General features: G+C 61.5%; 19 protein-coding genes. All 19 read left to right on the forward strand.

Annotated features, from left to right (window positions below; genetic code table 11):
• The first annotated feature begins 10 nt into the window (after positions 1 to 10).
• Entirely contained in the window at positions 11 to 1,354 is a 1,344-nt protein-coding gene (locus ACQR1I_RS35660) for a DUF4910 domain-containing protein (RefSeq protein ID WP_434870937.1), read from the forward strand.
• On the forward strand, positions 1,351 to 1,983 hold the full coding sequence (hisH, locus tag ACQR1I_RS35665) for an imidazole glycerol phosphate synthase subunit HisH (RefSeq protein ID WP_434870938.1): 633 nt from the start codon (positions 1,351 to 1,353) through the stop codon (positions 1,981 to 1,983). Before ACQR1I_RS35660 ends, hisH begins: the two co-directional genes overlap by 4 nt.
• Positions 1,984 to 1,988: 5 nt before the next feature.
• On the forward strand, positions 1,989 to 4,037 hold the full coding sequence (locus ACQR1I_RS35670; protein ID WP_434870939.1) for an N-acetyl sugar amidotransferase: 2,049 nt from the start codon (positions 1,989 to 1,991) through the stop codon (positions 4,035 to 4,037).
• Positions 4,038 to 4,327: 290 nt separating this feature from the next.
• The gene (locus ACQR1I_RS35675) at positions 4,328 to 5,110 is read left to right on the forward strand and encodes a class I SAM-dependent methyltransferase (protein WP_434870964.1); all 783 of its coding nucleotides are present in this window, start codon (positions 4,328 to 4,330) and stop codon (positions 5,108 to 5,110) included.
• Positions 5,103 to 6,020, forward strand: a complete 918-nt coding sequence (locus ACQR1I_RS35680; protein WP_434870940.1) for a class I SAM-dependent methyltransferase — start codon at positions 5,103 to 5,105, stop codon at positions 6,018 to 6,020. The genes ACQR1I_RS35675 and ACQR1I_RS35680 overlap by 8 nt, the downstream gene beginning before the upstream one ends.
• The gene (locus ACQR1I_RS35685) at positions 6,017 to 6,706 is read left to right on the forward strand and encodes a class I SAM-dependent methyltransferase (protein WP_434870941.1); all 690 of its coding nucleotides are present in this window, start codon (positions 6,017 to 6,019) and stop codon (positions 6,704 to 6,706) included. Before ACQR1I_RS35680 ends, ACQR1I_RS35685 begins: the two co-directional genes overlap by 4 nt.
• Positions 6,707 to 7,044: 338 nt before the next feature.
• Positions 7,045 to 8,739 (forward strand): asparagine synthetase B family protein, encoded by a 1,695-nt coding sequence (locus tag ACQR1I_RS35690; protein WP_434888883.1) that lies wholly within the window; start codon positions 7,045 to 7,047, stop codon positions 8,737 to 8,739.
• A gap of 55 nt (positions 8,740 to 8,794) precedes the next feature.
• Positions 8,795 to 9,796, forward strand: coding sequence for a phytanoyl-CoA dioxygenase family protein (locus ACQR1I_RS35695; protein ID WP_434870942.1), 1,002 nt, complete (start codon positions 8,795 to 8,797; stop codon positions 9,794 to 9,796).
• Positions 9,797 to 9,832: 36 nt separating this feature from the next.
• Entirely contained in the window at positions 9,833 to 11,650 is a 1,818-nt protein-coding gene (locus ACQR1I_RS35700; protein ID WP_434870943.1) for an ABC transporter ATP-binding protein, read from the forward strand.
• A 21-nt stretch (positions 11,651 to 11,671) separates the two neighbouring features.
• Positions 11,672 to 12,691: a class I SAM-dependent methyltransferase gene (locus ACQR1I_RS35705; RefSeq protein WP_434870944.1), complete on the forward strand. Its 1,020-nt coding sequence runs from the start codon at positions 11,672 to 11,674 to the stop codon at positions 12,689 to 12,691.
• Between the two features lie 52 nt (positions 12,692 to 12,743).
• A complete protein-coding gene (locus ACQR1I_RS35710; RefSeq protein ID WP_434870945.1) occupies positions 12,744 to 14,525 on the forward strand; it encodes a hypothetical protein in 1,782 nt (593 codons plus the stop codon).
• Positions 14,522 to 15,229, forward strand: coding sequence for an FkbM family methyltransferase (locus ACQR1I_RS35715; protein WP_434888884.1), 708 nt, complete (start codon positions 14,522 to 14,524; stop codon positions 15,227 to 15,229). The genes ACQR1I_RS35710 and ACQR1I_RS35715 overlap by 4 nt, the downstream gene beginning before the upstream one ends.
• A complete protein-coding gene (locus ACQR1I_RS35720; RefSeq protein ID WP_434870947.1) occupies positions 15,229 to 16,185 on the forward strand; it encodes a glycosyltransferase family 2 protein in 957 nt (318 codons plus the stop codon). Before ACQR1I_RS35715 ends, ACQR1I_RS35720 begins: the two co-directional genes overlap by 1 nt.
• A gap of 37 nt (positions 16,186 to 16,222) precedes the next feature.
• The gene (locus tag ACQR1I_RS35725) at positions 16,223 to 16,909 is read left to right on the forward strand and encodes a class I SAM-dependent methyltransferase (protein WP_434870948.1); all 687 of its coding nucleotides are present in this window, start codon (positions 16,223 to 16,225) and stop codon (positions 16,907 to 16,909) included.
• A 19-nt stretch (positions 16,910 to 16,928) separates the two neighbouring features.
• Positions 16,929 to 17,507 carry an acyltransferase gene (locus tag ACQR1I_RS35730; protein WP_434870949.1) on the forward strand — a complete coding sequence of 193 codons (579 nt, stop codon included), beginning with the start codon at positions 16,929 to 16,931 and terminating at the stop codon, positions 17,505 to 17,507.
• An 8-nt stretch (positions 17,508 to 17,515) separates the two neighbouring features.
• The gene (locus ACQR1I_RS35735; protein WP_434870950.1) at positions 17,516 to 18,403 is read left to right on the forward strand and encodes a hypothetical protein; all 888 of its coding nucleotides are present in this window, start codon (positions 17,516 to 17,518) and stop codon (positions 18,401 to 18,403) included.
• Complete coding sequence (locus tag ACQR1I_RS35740) at positions 18,400 to 19,314, forward strand: NAD-dependent epimerase/dehydratase family protein (RefSeq protein WP_434870951.1); 915 nt, start codon at positions 18,400 to 18,402, stop codon at positions 19,312 to 19,314. The genes ACQR1I_RS35735 and ACQR1I_RS35740 overlap by 4 nt, the downstream gene beginning before the upstream one ends.
• Positions 19,311 to 20,489, forward strand: a complete 1,179-nt coding sequence (locus tag ACQR1I_RS35745) for a glycosyltransferase family 4 protein (protein WP_434870952.1) — start codon at positions 19,311 to 19,313, stop codon at positions 20,487 to 20,489. The genes ACQR1I_RS35740 and ACQR1I_RS35745 overlap by 4 nt, the downstream gene beginning before the upstream one ends.
• A gap of 5 nt (positions 20,490 to 20,494) precedes the next feature.
• Entirely contained in the window at positions 20,495 to 21,349 is an 855-nt protein-coding gene (locus ACQR1I_RS35750; protein WP_434870966.1) for a glycosyltransferase family 2 protein, read from the forward strand.
• Positions 21,350 to 21,502 lie beyond the last annotated feature (153 nt).

Consider the following 21,502-nt stretch of genomic DNA (forward strand, 5'->3'; position numbering starts at 1 on the left):
GTCGGCTGTCATGATTGAATTAACGCGGGATTTGTGTCGCTACGCGACGGGCGTGGTTGCTGATGAGAACGAACTGCTGTTCGCGCGAATCGCGAAGGAGCTGCCACTCGCCATTCACCGCTTCAATTCGGGTGACACCTTCAACGGTTGGTCGGTCCCCCAGAACTGGCGTGTCCGGCGTGCGTTGATCAAGCGCGGCGATAAGGTGGTTTTCGATGGCATCGCCAACACGCTTGGGGTCGCGCGCTACTCGAAATCATTTGCCGGCTCGCTCGATTGGGACGAGCTGAGGCCACATCTGGTGACCCACGCCGAGTTGCCCGATGCGTATGTCTTCCATTGCATGTGGCAGTACCGACCCTGGCAGGCGGATTGGGCCATGTCCGTTCCGGATAGCGTATTTCAACAGCTTGGTCCCGGACGTTATGACGTCGATCTCGAGACCGAATACGCGCCCGGCGAGATGCTGGTTGGCGTGTCCGACAAGCCCGGCAGCAGCGATCAGATCGTCGTCTTCCAATCCCATTCCTGCCACCCGCACATGGCGAATGACGGCTTTGCGGGATCAGCGGTGATCATCAGGCTGATGCAGGAGCTCAGCAAGCGCGAGACGTTCTACACCTACCGGTTCGTCGTCGGGCCGGAGCACATTGGCACGGTGTTCTACCTGCGTGACATGCCGCAATCCGAGCGTGATAGGATTTGCTGTGGTGTGTTCGAGGAAATGCCGGGGACAGAAGGTCCGGTCAAGCTGGCGTCGACCTTCCTCGGAGACCAACTGGTCGATCGAGCGTTTTCTCATGCCGCAAAACAATATTCCTCGGCGTTTGTGAATGTCCCCTGGCGTCAGGGCGCTGGCAACGACGAGACGGTCTGGGAAGCTCCGGGCTATGAAGTTCCGTTTCTCGAATTGACCCGCTCTGAAGATCTCATGCGGCCCTTCCGCGAATACCATACCGATTTGGATGGACCGGATCTGATGAGTGCAGCTCGCCTCGAAGAAATGCTACTGGTGATGCGCAAGGCGGTGGACATTTTCGAGAACAACTGCCGCATTTGGCGCAATTTCGACGGCCTGATCTGCCTGTCCAACCCCACTTATGATCTCTACATGGAGCGCCTCGATCCAGCTGTCGCGAAGGACCTTCCCGAAGACTCGGAGAAATGGGGCTACTTGCTCGATTGCCTGCTGCGATACTTCGACGGGTCGATGACTGTTCTCGATATCGCAGAGAAACACGATCTGCCGTTCGAGCGTGTACTCAGCTATATCCGCAAGTTTGCCGACAAGGGACTTGTCACACTGGAATTCGTTCCCATGGCCCGCCATACGCCGAGCAGAAGACGAGCATGACGATCACCGTCGTCGATATGGGGATCAGCAATCTTGCGTCGGTCCTGCAGGCCTTTCGCCAGATTGGCGCGCCGCCAGTGCAATTCGCGACGAGCGACAATATCGAGCGGGCGACGGCAATCATTCTGCCCGGCGTCGGTGCCTTTGGCGACGGCATGTCGAGCCTGGTGAGCAAAGGATTCGTCGAGCCGCTACGTCGAGCGGTCCGGGCGGGTGTTCCGACGTTGGGAATTTGCCTGGGAATGCAGCTCCTCGCCGACTCAAGCGAGGAGTTTGGACACCATGACGGGCTCGGGCTGATCGAGGGGCAGGTCAAGCGGCTCGAGTCGGATGATCGGGACTACAGGATCCCAAATATCGGCTGGTGTGATGTCGTCTCCGAAGGCTCTTCCGTGCTGTTTCCGACCGCCGATCAACGCTGCTTCTATCACATTCACAGCTATCACATGGTGCCCTTGGACTCCGACGTGGTGACCGGAACCATCGCATTTGCCGGCCAGCGATGCGTGGTCGCGATTGAAAAGGGAAACCTGTTCGGCGTGCAGTTCCATCCGGAAAAGAGCCAGCATGACGGGCTCGAGGTCCTGGCCAATTTCTTTGCCGCCATACCTCGGATGAGAAAGGGCTGACCGTCATGGCGCGTCCACGACTGATCCCTGTCTTGCTGGTGAAGAGCGGTGTCCTCGTGCGAAGCCAGGGCTTCAGAGTGCACCAGGTGATCGGCAATCCGATGAGTACGGTCCAGCGCTTCTCGAACTGGAACGTCGATGAGCTGATCCTGCTCGATATCAGTTCGGAGGATTTTCACGATCTTCGCCGGGACGACATCCAGCAGCGTTACCAGGGGACGAGCGCGGTCGATGTTCTGCGTGAAGTGGCAAAGGTCTGCTTCATGCCACTCTGCTTTGGTGGCCGGATCCGGACCCTCGACGATATCGAGCAGCGGCTGGCTGCTGGCGCCGACAAGGTGACGATCAACACGGCTGCCGTTCAGGATCCGGGCCTGGTGGAGCGCGCCTCCAGGCGCTTTGGCTCTCAATGCATTGTCGTCTCGATCGATGTGAAGAAGAACGACAAGCAGCAGGATGAGATTTTCATCTCGTCGGGCAGGGCACAGACGGGCCTCGACCCGGCGGCATGGGCCCGCGAAGTCGCCCGCCTCGGAGCAGGGGAGATCTTCCTCAACTCGATCGATCGTGACGGCGCCGCGAGCGGCTACGATCTGGAGCTCACACGCAAGGTGGTGGACGCCGTCGATATTCCGGTCATCACCTGCGGCGGGGTCGGCAGCTATGACGATTTCGCGCCGGGAATTCAGCGTGGCGGTGCAAGTGCCGTGGCCGCAGCGAACATCTTCCATTTCTTCGAGCATACATATCCGCGGGCGAAGCAGGCCTGCATCGAGGCTGGCGTCGACATGCGCCCTGTCCGTCTCGATGGTGCGTGGCAACAGCGCGAACCCACGTACAGCATGGAGGTCGAGAACGCCCGGATCGCGGATCGCCTTCGTCGTGCGTCGAGCGGAGATCATCTGGCCGCACGTGCAACGCGTTCTCCTAGTCAGATCAGGTGGTGCACGCGTTGCGTCTACCCGTCTATCAGCGCCGCGCCGATGGAGTTCGACGAGGCCGGCGTGTGCATGGGCTGCCGGATGTCCGACGTCAAAGCCGGGATCGCTCCCGGGGAATGGGATCGCCGTCGGGAGCTTCTGAAGGACATCTTCGAGCGATATCGTTGCAAGGACGGCAGCCGGCATGACGTCGTCATCGCCGTCAGCGGTGGGAAAGACAGCTGGTATCAGACGCACGTCATCAAACACGAGTTCGGACTGAATCCTTTGCTCGTCACGTATGACGGCAACAACTGGACGGATGTCGGTTGGCGAAACATGGTTCGCATGCGTGAGGTATTCGAATGCGACCATGTGGTGGTGCGGCCGTCCGTTGGAACGCTCAAGAAGCTCAATCGGCTTGCGTTCACGATCATGGGTGACATGAACTGGCATGCGCATGTCGGGATCACCACGGCTCCGGTGCAGGTTGCCGTCGAGAAGAAGATCCCTCTCGTGATCTGGGGAGAGCACGGTTACCTCGATCTTTCCGGGCAGTTCTCCATGTATGACTTTCCGGAAATGAGCTACCGGGACCGTCTTGAGCATTTCGCGAGAGGATACGAGTGGAACTTCTTCATCGGCATGGAGGGGCTGTCCAGCCAGGATATGTCGGTCTGGAAGTATCCTTCTGATCAGGAGATCTTCGACATCGACCTGCGCGGAATCTACCTCGGTAATTACGTCTATTGGGAAGCCAACGAGCATTCCAAGATGATCGTCGATAGGTATGGGTTCGAAACCAGCGACGAGCCGTTCGAGCGAACCTATCGCACGATGTCCAACCTCGATGACATGCACGAGAACGGCGTACATGACTATCTGAAATACGTGAAATTTGGTTACGGCCGCTGCACGGACCACGCGTGCAAGGACATTCGCGCCGGCCTGATGACGAGAGAGCGTGGCCTCTCGCTTGTTCGGCAGATGGATCACGTAAAGCCCCGCGATCTCAAACGCTGGCTGGATTACACCGGCGAGACGGAAGACCACTTCGATCGCGTGGCGGATACGTTTCGCGATCCGCGCGTCTGGCGCATGTCCGACGGGCAATGGACCAAGGATGAACCGTAGTGCAATCGACAAACAAAGCCAAAGACGGCCTCACTCATGACGGATCTGCCCTCGGGGAGCGTCTAAGCGAAAAGGAACTGTGCCCCGACGATCTTTTGAGTGGTCAAGAGGCGGCCTTCGCTCGTGACATCGCCAGGTTGCAGGCCCGGCGCGCCGAGTTCGTCAACGTCGGGTGTCCAGCATGTCGCTCGAGCAATGCAACCGATGTCTTCACGAAATTTGGTTTTGCGTTCCGGTCATGTGCGGAATGCGCAACCATTTTCATGAGCCCGCGACCCTCGCCGGCTGTGATGGGCGACTACTATTCGAATTCCGAGAACTACGAGTATTGGGCCAAGCATATCTTTCCGGCTTCGGAGGCGTCCCGCCGGGAGAAGATCCACAAACCATGGCTTTCGCGTATCGTCGATATCTGTGAGCGCCACCACGTCGATCGTGGCGTTCTGCTGGAAGTCGGCCCGGGATTCGGGACATTCGCATCGGTTGCGACTGAATCCGGTGCCTTCCAGCGGGTCGTGACGGTCGAGCCGACGCCGGAAATGGCCGATGCATGCCGCGCGCGTGGCGTCGAGGTGATTCAGAGCAGGATCGAGGATGTCCGCGAAGAGCTGGCGGATGTCGATATCGCGGTGGCGTTCGAGGTGATCGAGCATCTGTTCGATCCCAGCATTTTCCTCGGTCAGTGCGCCCGATTGATCAGGCCCGGCGGACTGCTGGTTCTGTCCTGTCCGAATGGTCTGGGTTTCGACATCGCCATGCTGAAAGAGAAGGCTTTGGCGGTCGATGCGGAGCATGTCAACTTGTTCAATCCCGAGTCACTTGGGCGCCTGCTGAAGGACCGCGGTTTCGAGGTCCTAGAAGCGACGACACCGGGAAGGCTGGATGCTGAATTCGTTCGTGAAGCGGTCCTGAAGGGAGAGTTTGATCTGCAGGGTGACGCGTTCCTGAAGCGCGTGTTGATCGACGAATGGGATCATCTCGGCTGGTCCTTCCAGCAATTTCTTTCAAGTCAGGGATTGTCGTCGCACATGTGGATCGCTGCGCGCCGTGTCGCTGGAGGCGGTCATGAGTGACGAGCAACGGCGCGACCAGATCGAGCGGCAGGTCAGTTCCTGTTATTCGACCTGGGCGGATACCTATTTTGACGACTACTACGCCAACGAGAAGGCCTATCCGCCTGTCCATCTGGGCATCGTTCGCGATCTTCTCCAGGCGGCAAGGTCGAAGACCGTGCTTGACGCCGGTTGCGGTCCGGCCTCGATGTTGCGTGGTCTGACGGACCTCGATCTCGATCTTTATGGCTTTGATCTCACGCCCGAAATGGTAAGCGTTGCGCGTGAGGTGATGGCCTCGGCGGGTGTTCCAGCCAACCGGATCTGGGAGGGCAGTGTCGCGGAAGCGGCCGACTTTGCACGGCCTGGCGTGACGCCCGATGGGTTTGATGCCGCGATCTGCATGGGGGTCTTTCCCCATCTGTCGGAGGAGGCCGAATGGAGCGCTCTGCGAAACCTCCACGGCGCCGTCAGACCCGACGGCATCGTAGCGATCGAAGCGCGCAACGAGCTGTTTGGCCTGTTTACCTTGAACCGCTACAGCTATGACCTGTTCTCCAGCCGCCTGATCCGGGCTGCTGACTTGAGACCTCAGGGCGGCGATCAGGTTGCGCTCGATCAGGCGCTCGAGGCGATGAAGGAGCGCTTCCGCATGGATCTCCCGCCGGTGCGTGGCGGCAAGTGCGACGAACCCGGCTACGATCAGGTGCTGTCACGCACGCACAACCCTTTCGTCTTGAGCGACAAGATCAGGGCAGCCGGCTTCCGCGATGTCAGGGTGCTGTTCTATCACTATCATTGCCTGCCGCCGATGTTTGAAGCGGCGATGCCTGAGCTGTTTCGCAAGCTCAGTGTGGCCATGGAGAATCCGCAGGATTGGCGAGGGCATTTCATGGCGTCGGCTTTCATCGTGACCGGAGTTCGCCAGTGATCCGCAAGGATGGCTGGAAGAGCTACAATATCTGGGAACACAGCCGAACCGTTCGGGAGCTGTACCGTGGTCGTTGTGACGGCACTGTCGAGGAAATGACGGCGCATGCTCAGGCTGCTGAACTTTTGACGCCCCACGTCCGATCCGGAGACACGCTTCTCGACGTCGGCTGCGGTGCGGGGTACTTCTATCATTCGTTGCGGAAGCGAATGCTGGACGTGGATTATTGGGGGATCGACGCGTCGTCCGGCCTTATCGACATCGGCCGCGATACGCTTCCGGATTTCGGTTTGCCAACGGAACGTCTTCAGGCGGTCCGGATCGAGGATGCCGATGGCACTTTCGATCACCTCGTGTGCATCAACGTTCTCAGCAATATCGACAATTATCACCGGCCGCTGGAGCGAATGCTCAACATGGCGACAAAGACGGTTCTGCTGAGAGAGTCGCTCAAGTCAGGGGCTGAGTATCATTACGTCGAAGACCGCTTCCTCGACGATGGCGTGACGCTCAAGGTGCACGTGAACCACTATGATGTCGACGACGTCAAGAACTTCATCGCAGCTCATGGGTTTGCGGTGGAAACGATCGTGGATCGACGTACAGGCGGCTCTCCCGAGCTCGTCATCAACCATCCGCATTACTGGACGTTTCTTCTCGCGACCAGGCTGAACGCGGAAGGATAGGAGCGTCTTCGTTGTTCGGTGGCTCTTTTGGGCGACACGCCGCGATTGATCGCGCCGGGCCAAGTCCTGACCACAGAATTCAACCAGGCGCGCGGGAGCGACGTCGCGATCGACACGGGGTTGACCGGGATCTCCCAGCATATGCGTCAACTAATCTTCCAAGGTAACCGATGAATCGAATTGCAGGATTTTCCAGCCGGTCCGTCGACTCCCCCGGAAAGCTCGTGGTGGAAGCCATGTTGTCCGGCATTCGGTCTCCAAGGGGAGCTGCGGTCGCTCTCGACGGAGGCATGGGGGCTGCGGTCGGACAGACGGGCGGCCCACGGGCTTGCCTCGGCGTGAGCAATCAGTTTCAGGTCGCGTTGCAGGGCAGGATCTACAACCGCGAGGAGGCAGGCGCCAAGGCCTCGGTGAACGCGCCCAACGATGCCGCCGTGTTTGCATCGCTCGTCGAGAAGCTTGGCTTCGTCGAGGCACTTCGGTCGATCAACGGTGATTTCGCCGTCGCCTGCCTTGATTTGCGGGACGGAACGCTGTGGATCGGGCGCGATCGTATGGGTGTCCGTCCGCTTTACTACGCTGGGACCCGGGAAGGTGTGGGGTTTTCTTCGCAGATCGCCGCGTTGCTCGAGCTGAACGGCGTGTCGCGCAGGGCGAACAGGGGGTTCGTGGCGCGCTTCGCCGGGTTGCACTATCGGACGTTTGATAACGCACCGGGTGAAAGCCCGTTCGAGGACGTCTCCCAGCTGCCGGCTGCGCATTACGTCAAGATTCGTGCGGGGCGGATTCTCGACCTCGCTTCCTATTGGCAGCTCGAGGCCAAGCCTGCCTTCACCATGCCTGAGCGGGAGATCGCCGATGCCTACCGCGATCTGCTGATCGATGCAGTGGCCCGACGCACCTGCGTCGCGGGCGCCTCGGCATTCACCTTGTCGGGCGGCATGGACTCGTCGTCGGTTCTGGCCTGCGCGGTGAAGAGTTCGGGACGCAAGCAGCAGGCATATTCGACCGTCTATGACGATCCGACCTACGACGAATCCGACGAAATTCGCTCGATGTTGGATGCAACGGTCGAGAAATGGAACCCAATCCGGATCGGTGTGCCCGACGTGCCGGGCCTCGTTGCACGGATGGTCAGGGCGCAGGACGAGCCGGTCGCGACGGCGACCTGGTTGTCTCACTTCCTTCTTTGTGAGCAGGCGTCGAAGGCCGGCGTCGAATCGCTTTTTGGCGGTCTCGGTGGCGACGAACTGAACGCCGGCGAGTACGAATATTTCATGCTGTTCTTCGCGGACCTGATGACCGCCGGCGCGTCCGAAGTGCTGGATGGCGAAGTCGACGCCTGGGCCAAACATCATGATCATCCGATTTACCGCAAGTCGCGTGCGATCGTTGACGCGCGGTTACCCCAGCTGGTGGATTTAACCCGGCCTGGCATTTGCCTCGTCGATGATGCGCGCCTGGAGCGCTATCGCGCTGCCGTGCGTCCTGCCTTCTACGATCTTGCTGCCTTCCGCCCGGTGATGGAGGCGCCGTTCCGGTCCTATCTGGCCAACCGCACGTTTCAGGATCTGACACGTGAGACGACGCCGTGCTGTCTTCGTGCGGAGGACCGCCATACCAACCATTTCGGCATGGAGAACATGGACCCGTTTCTCGACTATCGGCTGGTCGAGTTCATGTTCCGGGTACCCGGAACCTTGAAGATCAGGCACGGGGTCACCAAAGTGCTGCTGCGCCAAGCGATGTCCGGCATTCTTCCGGACGACACCCGGCTGCGCGTCAAGAAAACCGGTTGGAACGCGCCGGCCCATGTCTGGTTTTCCGGTGTGGAACTCGGCGGCGTGCGGGATATCGTGCGGTCGAGGCGTTTCCGCGAGCGCGGAATTTACGATGTTCAGGTCGTTGATCGAATTCTGGACGAGCACGTCGAGATCGTGCGTGACGGGTGCCAGGCCGAAAACCACATGATGTTCATCTGGCAACTGCTCAATCTCGAAACCTGGCTCGATGAGCTCAAGGTCGAGATTTAGAGCCTATCAAGCAGGCTTGAACCCGGGGTAGCGAGCGATGCCAGCAATCAGGGCTGTGAAGGATCTCGTCAAACTTGCGGCTGGTGCCGCGGCGTTTCAGGCTACCGGCCGGACCCCGCCGTCCGCCTACCAGAGCATGATCTCGCTGTTTGCTCTCACCGGCGGCCGCTCGAATGACCTGATGGCCAGGCTGGTGGGTGCGATAAGGCCGAAGCAGGAGGTTGAAAGGCCCACGGGTGTGATCGGGGAGCTGTCGGCGTCTGATGTCGAGCGCATCACTGCCGAGATCCGGGAGCGCGGCTACAAGGTGTTTCCCGCGCAGCTTGATCCCTCGATAGTTGCCAGTCTGAAGCAGTTTGCCCTGAACGCGCCATGCGTGCCGCGCGCGAAGGACGGGGGCGGCGGGTCTCAGGGTGGAGCGTTGGTCTATCCGCGGACGTCGCCGTCGGCCGTGGTTTACGACTTCGGGCCAGATCTGCTGGTGAACAACCCCGATGTGCAGCGGCTGATGGCTGACCCCTCGATTGCCGCGATCGCGCAGGCCTATGTCGGGTCCAATCCGGTGCTCGACGAGGTCAACATGTGGTGGACCACGAGCGGGGCCGGAAAGGCCGACAGCGGAGCGGCCCAGCTTTACCACTTCGACATGGACCGTATTCGCTGGCTCAAGGTCTTCATCTACCTTACCGATGTCGACCGGGAGAACGGACCGCACAGCTTCGTGTCCGGCTCCCACCGTTCAGGATCGATTCCGAAGTCGATCCTGGAGAAGGGGTACGTGCGCCTGTCCGACAGCGAAGTTCGCGCTGCGTTCGGCGAGGATCGCATGAAATCGTTCACCGGGCCGAGTGGGACCATCATCCTCGAGGATACGCGCGGACTGCACAAGGGAACGCCCGCTTTGGCCGGTGACCGATTGATGCTGGAATTCGAATTCAGTTCGAGCATGTTCGGAGCCACTCCGCCCTTGAACGGGACGATCCGCGAGTTCCACACGCGCGAAGTTCGTGAATGGATGTCCGCACGGCGACATACGTACCAGCGTTGGCTCCCGTGAGCGTGGGAACAGCAGTGAGCGTGAAGGGGCCGGCGCGTGCGTGACTATTTGCAGCTTCTGGGGGTTCTGGTCCGTCCGGAGAAAAAGCGGCTCTTGCTGCTCTTCGTCTGCACGGTGGCGATGAGCTTGATCGACGTCATTGGTATGTCCTCAATCCTGCCGTTCCTGACCGTTGCGGCAGATCCTGAGATCGTGCGGAGGAGCTCTGCCCTCAATTTCGCTTATCAAGTGTCCGGGGCGGCGAGCGTCACTGGCTTCATTTGGATGCTGGGACTGTTGTCTCTCATCGCCGTGATCGCTAGCAACATCATTGCATTTCTGACCCAGTCGACGGTCTTCTGGTATTCTTATGACCTCGGTCGCATCATATCGACGCGCATCTTCACGCAATACATGTCGAGGCCTTACGATTTCTTCCTCGCGCGCAACAGTTCGACGCTGATGCTCAACGCTACAGGAGAAGTCGAAGGTCTTGTCAATGGCATCCTGATTCCCGGGATGCAGGTGGTGGCAAAGTCAACGATTGCGATACTGCTGATGTCGCTGGTCGTTCTCTACAATCCGCGGCTCGCAATGGTCGTCCTTGGTACCGTGGGGTTTGCCTATATACTCATCTTCTTTTTCACTAGACGGTTTGTGGCCTACTTCGGCGAGCGCAGCCACGAGGCCAACCGTATCCGATATCGCAAAGCTCGAGAGGCATTTGGTGCAATTAAGGAGCTGCGAATACTAGAGCGGGAGAGCTACTATTCGGGATTGTTTCTCCAGTACTCGGCGGCATACAGCCGCAATCTCGCACTCCATAGCATTGTAGGGATGGGGCCTAGGTATGCGCTTGAAATGATAGGCATCTCGGTGATGCTGATCATAATCCTCCACAGCGTGAACAACGAGCGCGATCTTGCGGCCATTATTCCCGCCGCGGCCCTATATGCAATTACAGGCTACCGGCTGATGCCCGCGTTCCAAACCATCTTCGGTAACCTGACCGTCATGAGGTTTAATCGCCCGTCGCTTCGGATATTGCTGTCTGAAGCTGTCCGTGACGAAGACCCGCTGGGTACGGCGTCTCCAGTCTCGTCAGCGCCGGCGGCAATCACGTTCGATGCGCCGGTTGTCTTCCGAGACGTGTCCTGTCGCTATGAGTCGAAGGATACTCCGGCGCTTTCAGGTATTGATATCTGCATTCCAGCCCGCAAAACCATCGGCATTGTGGGCTCGTCGGGAGCGGGCAAGTCAACGTTTCTCGACGTGCTGACCGGACTGCTACCCATTGACCGCGGGTCTATTTGGGTTGGTGACGTTCAACTCAATAGGAACAACATTCGGCATTGGCGAGCAGGCGTTGGTTATGTGGCGCAGCAGGTCTATCTGGCTGACGACACGGTGAGGCAAAATATTGCCCTCGGAATACCCAATGCGGACGTTGACGAGGCGAAGTTGGTGGCGGCTGCAAGAATTGCAAACATTCACGATTTCATCGTCAACGAACTCACGCACGGATATGACACCACTATCGGTGAGAACGGTGCGCGTCTCAGTGGGGGGCAGCGACAGCGGCTTGGAATCGCGAGGGCGCTCTATCGTGATCCACCGTTCCTGATTTTCGACGAGGCGACGAGTGCTTTGGACGGACTCACGGAAGAAGCCGTCATCGAAGCTATCCGCAAGTTGTCCTCACGTAAGACCATCGTCATTGTCGCTCACCGGCTGGCTACCGTGCAGCACTGCGACAACATCTATGTCCTGGACAAAGGTAGGGTGGTCGACGAGGGCTCCTATGATTGGCTACTCGAGAACAGCATTATTTTTCGTCAGATGGCGAGAGTGCCAGCTGAGCGCCAGGCCAGCTGAACTAAAGTAAGAGGACCTTTAATGCCTGCATCTCCGGTCGCTATCGAAGAGACGCTCAAAGAGCTCATTGACCTGCCGCGATGCGTTCTGAGGTTTGACGCCAGTCTCGTTGATGATTTGCCGCACATCCTGAAGGAAAATTTTGGGATTGATGACGTGCGGCATGCATCGCGCGCACCTGCGCTCGTGCGGCTGTTGTCCCAGCTCGATGTGACCGGGCGGATCCCACTTTCGGATCTTCCTCGCCTGATCGAGGGCGCCGGTGTTGATAAGGCGAAGTTTCGTCCCCTGGCCGACGAGGATATCATGAAGGCCAACGCGCAGATGTTCGGTCAATGGTCCATGACAACGGTCGATGAGAATAAGGACGCTGTCATCGATATTCAGCGTGACCTTGGCATGGGGCAGTATAACGCCGACAGCAAGCGTCACGATACGATCTGGCCTGGTGACCTAAAGACTTATATGCGCGGAGTTACCAGTGTCCCTGCGACGCCGTTCCAGCGGCTCGTCGGCCGATCTTTCTGGGAGCTTCGGATATTGTGGTGGATGTTAATCGGGCTGCTTAAGCCCGATGTGCCGTCCCTTTCTGTTGGGCCGAGGTGGGTCACGGAGATCATTTTCTTCCGGGAGCGTTTGGGCCTGAAGCGCCATGTCGGCCTTGACCTTTTCTCAGACGATGATGGTCTTGTTGTTGCGGGCGATATGCACGCAATGAAGTTTCCCGACCGGCATTTTCAGCTGGTATTCATTAAGAACACGGTCGACAAGTCTTTCGACGTTCGGCGCCTTGCAAACGAGATTCTTCGAGTCCTGCGCCCTGGTGGGCTGGTCGTGATCGATCAGATATCCGGCTACGGGGATTGCAGTCCATTGACAAGAACCGATATTCAGCGAGCAGAAAATCTTGTCAGGGTCTTCAAGGCGCTTTCGCCACAGCCGCTTAACGTGTTGGTTCAGGAAGACATTGCATTGACCGAGACACCTGGCAGGCCGGTCGATCGAGCGAGGTTCAACTCGCGGATTGCCTTACAGGTTTGAGCCGAATGAACGCATATCTCACTGCACGAACGCTTAGTTTAGGCTGTCAACGTTGAAGATCGTTTTCTTCTCGCCGCATTCTGCCATTTGGGTTCACTCGTTCCCGGAGGCGTTGATTGCCGAAGCGCTGCAGCAGGCCGGTCATGAGGTCACGTATATTGGCTGCGGTCGGGCCTTCGAGCACTGCATCTGCATGATGGCGGCCAAGGTGGCGCCGCGAGCTCCCGCCGAGGCGCGGCGATCCGTCTGCCGGACCTGCGAGGCCCGGAAGGACATTCTGGTATCCGAGTTCGGATTTTCCGGCTACGGCACATCGAGCGTTCTCGACCAGGCGGCGCTTGAGGAAGCCGATGCGATTGTCGCGCGGGCGACGCCGGAAAACTTTCTCGACATCGTGATCGACGGGGTCGAGGTCGGGCGATCGGCGCTGAGTACATTCCTTCTCAACAACAAGCGGATCAACCTTCGATTCACGCCGGATGAGTGGAGCAATTTCTCCGTCGAATTGCAGAGCACGGTCCGGTCGTTCTTCGCCTGCCGCAAGGTGCTCGATCGGGAGCAGCCGGACCGGGTGATCCTGTATTCGTCAGGCTATTCGGTCAATCTCGTCTGGTGTTTGCTCGCCGAGCGGCGTGGCGTGCCGTTCTACTATATGAACGCCGGAAGCAATCTCTCCGACCGGCTGCAGAAGCTGGTAATCTCGCGGGGGCACTCCCTGCAGCGGCGATTGCTGGATTACTGGCCGTCCTTCCAGTCGATCCCGTGCACGGCGAGTGCGGCCTCATATATTACTGATCACTTCATCGAGCTGCTGCGCGGACGGCACGTCTTCGTCTACTCCGCGCCGAAGCAAAGCGAGCACGTTGATCTGCGGAGCCTGTTTGGGATCGGTGCCGGACAGCGTGTTCTGGTCGCGACCATGAGCAGCTACGACGAGTTGTATGCAGCGCAGGTGACGGGGTTGTTTCCTGACGACTTCCCGCTGATCTTCCCGATGCAGGTCGACTGGCTGAAAGCGCTCATCACGTTCATGGAGGGCAGGCCCGACCTGTTCCTGCTGATCAGGGTTCACCCGCGGGAGTTCCCGAACAAGCGTGACGGACTGAAGTCTGAACACGCTCGGGAGCTTGAGAACGTTCTTGCGACGTTGCCGGCTAACGTTCGGGTCAACTGGCCGAGCGATAATGTCTCGCTTTACGATCTCGCCGGCATCATGGATGTCTGTCTGAACAGCTGGTCGACGGCTGGAAAGGAAATGTCGACGCTGGGAATTCCGGTCGTGATCTATTCGGAGGAGCTCGTATTTTATCCCGCCGATCTCAATTATCTCGGCCGTTCTCATGACGACTATTTTGCGCAGATCGACCGTGCGCTGTCGGACGGATGGAGCGCCGAACGGATCCGGCGTATGTATCGTTGGCTGGCTCTTGAGGACAAGTATTCCCGCATCGATATTTCTGACTCCTACCGACATAAGGAAAACGCAAAGCGGTCTCTCGCTGAAAAAATTGCGGACCGGATCAAGCGCCGTATTGACCCCGATTTCCGCGAGCGTGCCGATTGCCGCCGACGTTCGGCTTCGCTCAGAAACGCGCCGGAGGTGCTCAAGACCATCGAGGGCGGTTACAGGTCCGTTCTGGAAACGCTCGATCTCGCCCATATTCCAAAGGACTCGGTCGAGGAAGAAACGGTGGTGCTGCGTCGTGAGGTTGGACGCTTGGCCGATGCCATGTATGGCGCCGAAGCGGCAATCTACCCCGAAGGTACGCTGGCGCGGCATCTCGCTGACTTCGCTGCAGGCGCCCTCGGCACACCAGAGCATCAGTCTCCGTGAGTCGTGACATCTTGCCCGGTTGGGTGTACGAACGGTCGCGTCGATGGCTCGAACGCCTCGACCCTTTTGTCCATCTCGCCTATTCCCAGGACGGTGAGGACATGGTGCTGCGCCGCTTGCTCGAACGGCAGTCTGGCGGCTTCTATATCGACGTTGGCGCGCACCATCCCTATCGATTCTCCAACACCTGCTATTTCCATCGGCGCGGCTGGGGGGGCATCAACATCGATCCGAACCCGGACGCCATCGCGGCGTTTCGACGGGCGCGGCCCTCGGATGTCAATCTCTGCGTCGGCGTTGCGGAAGCCCCGGGCGAACTGGTATTCCATTTCTTCAATGAGCCCGCGCTAAACACCTTCGATGCCGGTCTCGCCGAGGCGCGTTCGAACATCCCGGGTTATCGCAAGCTAGGGACGAAGACGGTGACGGTGCGGCGCCTCGACGATATCCTGTCCGAACACTTGCCCGAGGCCCGCAGGATCGACTTCCTGTCGATTGACGTCGAGGGGATGGATCTCGCCGTCCTGCGCTCCAACGACTGGCGCCTTTTCCGTCCCGCCTTGCTGCTGGTGGAAGCGCACGAACGCACGGTCGAGGCGGTGCAGCAGGATCCGATCCATCGCTTCGTCGATGCCACGGGCTATCGGCTGATCGCGAAGACCCTCAACACCTTGATCTACGAGGATGGCGAAACCGCCACCTGATGCGCAATCCCGCCCCCGTCGCGCTGTTCGTCTATAACCGCCCCGCCCACACGGCGCGGACTCTGCAGGCGCTCGGGGCCAATCCGCTCGCGGCCGCCACCGATCTGGTGGTGTTCGCCGACGGGCCGAAGTCCGCAACTCAGGTGGCGGCGGTGGCGGAGACGCGCGCCGTGGTGCGGGCGGCGAGCGGGTTCCGTTCGCTGCGGCTCGTCGAGCAGCCGGCCAATCTCGGGCTGTCGCGCTCCATCACGGGCGGCATCGCCGAACTCTGCGCCAGCGCCGGCCGGGTGATCGCCGTCGAGGACGACCTGCAGGTCGCACCGTGCTTCCTCGAATTCCTGAATGTGGCGCTCGACCGCTACCAGAACGACGAGCGGGTGCTGCAGATCTCGGGCTACGGCTTCCCGATGGCGCCGAAGGACCGGGCCAGCTTCCTGCCGATCATTTCCTGCTGGGGCTGGGCAACCTGGGCCCGCGCTTGGAAGCACTACGATCCCGAGATGACGGCGTTCGAAGACCTGCGCTTCGACGCCGGGCGGCGGCACCGCTTCAATCTCGATGGTGCCTATGATTACTGGGGGATGGCGCGCAGCCAGCGCGACGGGCATATCGACTCCTGGGGCATCCGCTGGCAGATGAGCCTGTTCGCCCGCGATGGCCTAGTGCTCTATCCGCCTGCCAGCCTGGTCGAGAACACCGGCGTCGATTCGAGCGGCACCCATGGCGCCGGCGTCGCCAGCCTGCAGCGGCCGGTCGAGTCGGGGCAGGGCGCGGCCGCCTGGCAGTGGCCGTCTGCGGTCGATGTCGATCCAGCCGCCTTCGACGAGGTCAGGGCGCTGCTACGGGCGCAGCGGCCGTCGTTCGCGCGCGGCGTGCTGCAGCGCGCCGCGCGGGCGATCCTGCCGCGGCGTGCGCGCGTCGCCGTCAAATCGATCCTGAAGCCGCCGGCGCCATGACGGCGCCGGCCAACTTGGCATATCGAGAGCATTGGTCATGAAGGACATCGTGCGGGACCTCGTCCCTCCCATCGCCTGGCGCACCATGGTGGCCATGCGCCGGAAATTTGCCGACCTCAATCCGAGCGTTCCCTCCGGCGAGCAGGACCTTAATGTTTATTGGGATCCCCGCATGGCGGAGATGCTGGAGACCTGGGGCGAGGGAAATGCCTGGAACGAGGTCCAGCTGTTGCTCGCCGGGCGCAAGGGACGGGTGCTCGACATCGCCTGCGGTACCGGCCGCACCATGACGCTGTTCGCCAACCAGCCGGACCTCGAACTGCATGGCTGCGACATCTCGGACATGCTGATCGATAAGGCAATCGCCCGCGGCATCCCGAAGGACCGGCTCGCCGTCGGCGATGCCACCGCTATGCATTACGAGGCCGGCGCCTTCGATCTCGGCTATTCGATCGGCTCGCTGGAGCACTTCACCGAGGACGGCATCGTCAAGTTCCTCAAGGAATGTGCCCGCGTCGTCAGTGGGCCGACCTTCCACATGATCCCGATCTCGCGCAGCGGCGAGGACCACGGCTGGATCAAGACCTTCCAGAGCTACTACAACAACAGCCCGACCTGGTGGCTCGCCAAATGCGCCCAGGCCTATCCGCGCAGCTTCGCGCTGCCGTCGGTGTGGGAAGACGACCGCTCCAAGGGCCTCTGGCTGGTCTGTTGCCCGCAGTGACGCGTCGAGGCTTGCGGTAATGCTCGGCTCCCTGCGCGCGCTGACGGCGCGCTGGCACCATGCGCGCCTCGCCCGGCAGGCCCGCGTCGGCGCCGGCACGGTGCTGCAATCGTCGAGCCAACTCGCCAACCAGCAGCGCGAGCGCTCCGCCATCGTGATCGGTGAGAATTGCTGGATCGCCGGGCAGCTGCTGGTCTTCGGCCATGCCGGGCGCATCTCGATCGGCGACTTCTGCTACATCGGCGAGGGCACGCGGATCTGGTCGGCTGCCTCGGTGACGATCGGCAGCCGGGTGTTTCTGGCTCATAACGTCAATGTCCACGACACCAATTCCCACGCGATGTCGGCGCAGGAGCGTCACGCAAATTTCCGCCAGCGTGTCCTGCAGGGTGCAGCGGAGCGGCCGGAGAATGCCGCCGTCGCCCCGGTCATCATCGAGGACGACGCCTGGATCGGCTTCAACGCCATCATCGGCAAGGGCGTCACGATCGGCCGCGGCGCGGTCGTCGGGGGCGGGGCGGTCGTGACCCGCGACGTCGCGCCGTTCTGTATCGTCGCCGGCAACCCCGCCGTCGTGGTCGGCCAATCGTCTCCATGAGGTCAAAGGTGAAGAACGTCGTCGCGAGGCTCCGGCGCAAGCTCGGCACGATCGAGCGGGTGCAGGAGCGCCTAGATCTGATCCAGGAGGCCATCGGACGCATCGAGGCGCGGCAGACGGCCGGCGCGCTCAACCTGGGCGAGGCCGAGTTTCGCGTGTTCTCCCAGTGGGGCGAGGACGGCTGCATCCAGCACCTGATTCGTCACGTGCCGATCGCCAGCCGGACCTTCATCGAGTTCGGCGTCCAGGACTACATGGAATCCAACACCCGCTTCCTGCTGGTCAACGACAATTGGTCGGGTCTCGTGATCGATGGCGGTGCCCTCAATATCGAAGCCATCCGCCGCAGTGATCTCTACTGGCGCTACAACCTCAAGGCCGAATGTGCCTTCATCACCCGCGACAACATCGACACGCTGATCACCACGGCTGGCCTTCGGGGCGACATCGGCCTTTTGTCGGTGGACATCGATGGCAACGACTACTGGGTGTGGGAAGCGATCGAAAGCGTCCGGCCCCGCATCCTGATCACCGAGTACAATGCCCGCTTCGGCACCGATGCCGCGGTCACGGTGCCCTATGCGGCCGATTTCCAGCGCACCGCCGCGCACCACTCCCACATCTATTACGGCGCTTCCCTCGCGGCGCTCACGGCGCTATCGGCGCGGAAAGGCTACGATCTGGTCGGCTGCAATGCGGCCGGCAACAATGCCTTCTTCGTCCGTCGCGACGTCCGGCCGGCCTCGCTGCCGGTCCGCGGCGTGCGGGACGCCTATCGGCCGGCAAAGTTCCGGGAAGCCCGCACGCCCGACGGCGCCCTGGCCTTCCTCTCGCCGGAGCAGGAGCAGGCGCTGCTCTCGACCCTGCCGGTCGTCACGGTGGATGGTCCTACATGAAGCGTGCCCTCGTCACCGGCGCGTACGGTTTTCTCGGCCGGCATGTCGCCCTCGATCTGGCGCGCGCCGGCTACACCGTGTGGGGGATCGGGCACGGCGCTTGGCCAGCCGATGACCACGCGGCCTGGGGGGTCTCGACCTGGGTCGCCGGGGATGTCGATGGTGCGGTCCTCGTCGCGCTCGATTGCAGCCCCGACCTGATCGTCCATTGCGCCGGCGGCAGCGCCGTCGGCGTCGCGGAGCAGGACCCCGTCGGTGATTTCCAGCGCAGCGTGGGCAGCACGGCGGCGCTGCTGCAGACCCAGGTCAGGCGCTGGCCCGATGCGCGTCTCGTCTATGCCTCCAGCGCCTCGGTCTACGGCAATGCGGCGCGGCAGCCATTGGACGAGAGCATGCCGCTGGCGCCGGTCTCGATCTATGGCCTGCACAAGCGGCTCGCCGAGCAGGCGATCGAGTTCTATGCGGAGCGCTTCGGCTTGCGCGCCTCGATCGTGCGGCTGTTCTCGATCTACGGCGCAGGACTGCGCAAGCAGCTGTTCTGGGATGCCTGTGCCAAGCTCTCGCGCGGCGAGGGGAGTTTTCCGGGCACGGGGGAGGAGACGCGCGACTGGCTCCATGTCCAGGACGCGGCCGCGCTGATGCGCATCGCCGGCGAGCGGCCGGAGCCGGGGCTGCTCGTGCTCAATGGCGGCACCGGCGAGGCGCGCCGCGTCGGCGCCGTGCTGGGCCTGATCGCGCGGCAGATCGCGCCCGGTTGCGACGTCAGCTTCACCGGCCAGCGCCGCAGCGGCGATCCCGAACACTATCGCGCCGAGACGGGCCGCGCGCGCAGCCTCGGTTGGGCACCGCAATCGGACTTCGATGCCGCGCTGGCGGAGTATTGCGCCTGGTTCCGGCGCAGCGCCCCATGAAGCGCGTCGGATTCGTCCTCAATCTCACCGGGCAAGGTTGGCTCGGCGGCGTCAGCTATTACCGCAATCTGCTCGGCGCACTGATGGGGCTGCCCGATCGCGCCATCGATCCCGTGATCCTCACCGCCGACCATCCCGAGGCGCTTGGCGCAGCGCGGGACATCTGCCGGATCGAACCGACCGGCAGCGCCCTCGTCGATCCGGCGAGAATGGTCTGGAAGGCGCGGCGAATCCTGCAGCGCTATGGGGGGCGGGATTGGCTGTTCGAGCATCTCGCCCGGGCGCAGCGGATTGACCTGTTCTCCCATTCGGGGCATCTCGGTGCGCGATCGCCGGTCGCGACGCTGCCGTGGATTCCGGATTTCCAGGAACTGCACTATCCGGAATTTTTCACGCCGCAAGACCGGGCGGCGCGGCTGCGCAGCGCAAGGGAAGCCGGCCACAACGCCACGGCCATCCTGCTGAGCAGCGACTCCGCGCGGCAGGATCTCGGCCGCATCGATTCTGCCTTCGCCGCGAAGGCCGAGATCCTGCGCTTCGTCGCCGACGTGCTACCGCGTGACCGTACGCCCGATCCGACCCCGGTGCTGGCCGAACACGGCGTCAGCGCGCCTTACTTCCTGCTTCCGAACCAGTTCTGGGCCCACAAGAACCACATCGTCGTGGTCGAGGCGCTTGCCGTGCTGAAGGCGCGCGGCTTCGCGTCCCTCGTCGTCGCCACCGGTAACATGGCCGATCACCGCCAGCCCGGCCATTTCGGCCAGCTGATGCAGCGGGTGCGCGAGGCCGGCGTCGAGGACGTGTTCCGGCCGATCGGGACGGTGAGCTATGACCAGCTGATGGCCCTGATGCGTGGCGCCGTCGCGCTCATCAATCCCTCGCTGTTCGAGGGCTGGAGCACGACGGTGGAGGAGGCGAAGTCGCTAGGCAAGGCGATAGCCTTGTCGGACATCGCCGTCCATCGCGAACAGGCGCCGCCGCGGGGACGCTACTTCGATCCGCGCCAGCCGGAGGATCTGGCCGACGCGCTGGAGACGATCTGGCGGGCGCGGGATGCGGAGGCGGATCGTGCGGCGCAGCGGCAGGCCGAGCAGGATCTTCCGCAGCGACGCCTCGCCTTCGCCCGCAGCTACCAGGAGATCGCCTTGCGGACCATCGCGCGAGGGCAGGCGTGAGCGTCATGCGCATCTCCGTCGTCACTCCCTCCTTCAACCTCGGCCTCTATCTAGAGGACACCATCCGCTCGGTGGTTGCCAACCTGCGCCCGGGCGACGAGTATTTCGTCATCGATGGCGGCTCGACCGACGGCAGCGTCGACATCATCCGCCGCTACGAATCGCACATCACGTCCTGGGTCAGCGAGAAAGACGACGGCTATGGCGATGCGCTGGCCAAGGGCTTTGCCCGCGCCACTGGCGACATCCTGTGCTGGATCAATGCGGGCGACCTCTATCTGCCCGGCGCCTTCGAGGCCGCGCGGCAATGGCTCACCTCCGACCTCGACATGATCTTCGGCGACGATTTCTACATCGACGAGGCGAACCGGATTCTGTCCTGGAGCCGGGGTTGGGTTCCCGACCTGCGCCTCGCCACCCTTTATGGCGGCTGGTCGCCGATGCAGGATGCCTGCTTCTGGCGCCGCGAACTCTACCAGGCCGTCGGCGGTATCAATGTCGACCTGAAATATGCTGCCGATTTCGATCTCTTCTTGCGCTTGTCGATCGCCGGCCGCACCCGGCATGTTCCGGTCACCTTCAGCGCATTCCGGCGCCACCATGGCCAGATCTCGGTGTCCAAGGCCGCCGGCTATCACCTGGAGCGGCGGCGGCTGCAGTCCATCCTGGAGCTCACCGACCGTGTTTCGCCACTGACGCGCCTGGTCCGGCGCATCATCTATCGGCTCGTCCTCAGTGCGCGCGCGCGGGTGGCGCCGCGGCTGTGGCAGCGGCCGGATCTGCGCGGCACGGTAGTGACGTCGCTCCCCTGCGGCAGCTACTGGCCGAAACCCGGACGGCCCTCGGGGCAGGTGTTGTGACGACGCTTGATTGCAATACCTCCCAACGACGCCGATGCTGCGCGCGAAATCGACCGACCTGTGCACAAGCCGAGTTAAGAGATGACGTCCGGATGCAACTGTGGCTTGTCTGTTGGCCTGTCGCCCTGTTCCGGCGCTCATGGATCCGGTTCA

Source organism: Bradyrhizobium sp. HKCCYLS2038, from assembly GCF_051167655.1.
In the GTDB taxonomy this organism is placed as follows: domain Bacteria; phylum Pseudomonadota; class Alphaproteobacteria; order Rhizobiales; family Xanthobacteraceae; genus Bradyrhizobium.

Coding starts and splice junctions, on each gene's coding strand:
- ACQR1I_RS35660 (WP_434870937.1), top strand. CDS start 11: ATGATTGAATTAACGCGGGATTTGTGTCGCTACGCGACGGGCGTGGTT.
- hisH (WP_434870938.1), top strand. CDS start 1,351: ATGACGATCACCGTCGTCGATATGGGGATCAGCAATCTTGCGTCGGTC.
- ACQR1I_RS35670 (WP_434870939.1), top strand. CDS start 1,989: ATGGCGCGTCCACGACTGATCCCTGTCTTGCTGGTGAAGAGCGGTGTC.
- ACQR1I_RS35675 (WP_434870964.1), top strand. CDS start 4,328: ATGGGCGACTACTATTCGAATTCCGAGAACTACGAGTATTGGGCCAAG.
- ACQR1I_RS35680 (WP_434870940.1), top strand. CDS start 5,103: ATGAGTGACGAGCAACGGCGCGACCAGATCGAGCGGCAGGTCAGTTCC.
- ACQR1I_RS35705 (WP_434870944.1), top strand. CDS start 11,672: ATGCCTGCATCTCCGGTCGCTATCGAAGAGACGCTCAAAGAGCTCATT.
- ACQR1I_RS35720 (WP_434870947.1), top strand. CDS start 15,229: ATGCGCAATCCCGCCCCCGTCGCGCTGTTCGTCTATAACCGCCCCGCC.
- ACQR1I_RS35725 (WP_434870948.1), top strand. CDS start 16,223: ATGAAGGACATCGTGCGGGACCTCGTCCCTCCCATCGCCTGGCGCACC.
- ACQR1I_RS35730 (WP_434870949.1), top strand. CDS start 16,929: ATGCTCGGCTCCCTGCGCGCGCTGACGGCGCGCTGGCACCATGCGCGC.
- ACQR1I_RS35740 (WP_434870951.1), top strand. CDS start 18,400: ATGAAGCGTGCCCTCGTCACCGGCGCGTACGGTTTTCTCGGCCGGCAT.
- ACQR1I_RS35745 (WP_434870952.1), top strand. CDS start 19,311: ATGAAGCGCGTCGGATTCGTCCTCAATCTCACCGGGCAAGGTTGGCTC.
- ACQR1I_RS35750 (WP_434870966.1), top strand. CDS start 20,495: ATGCGCATCTCCGTCGTCACTCCCTCCTTCAACCTCGGCCTCTATCTA.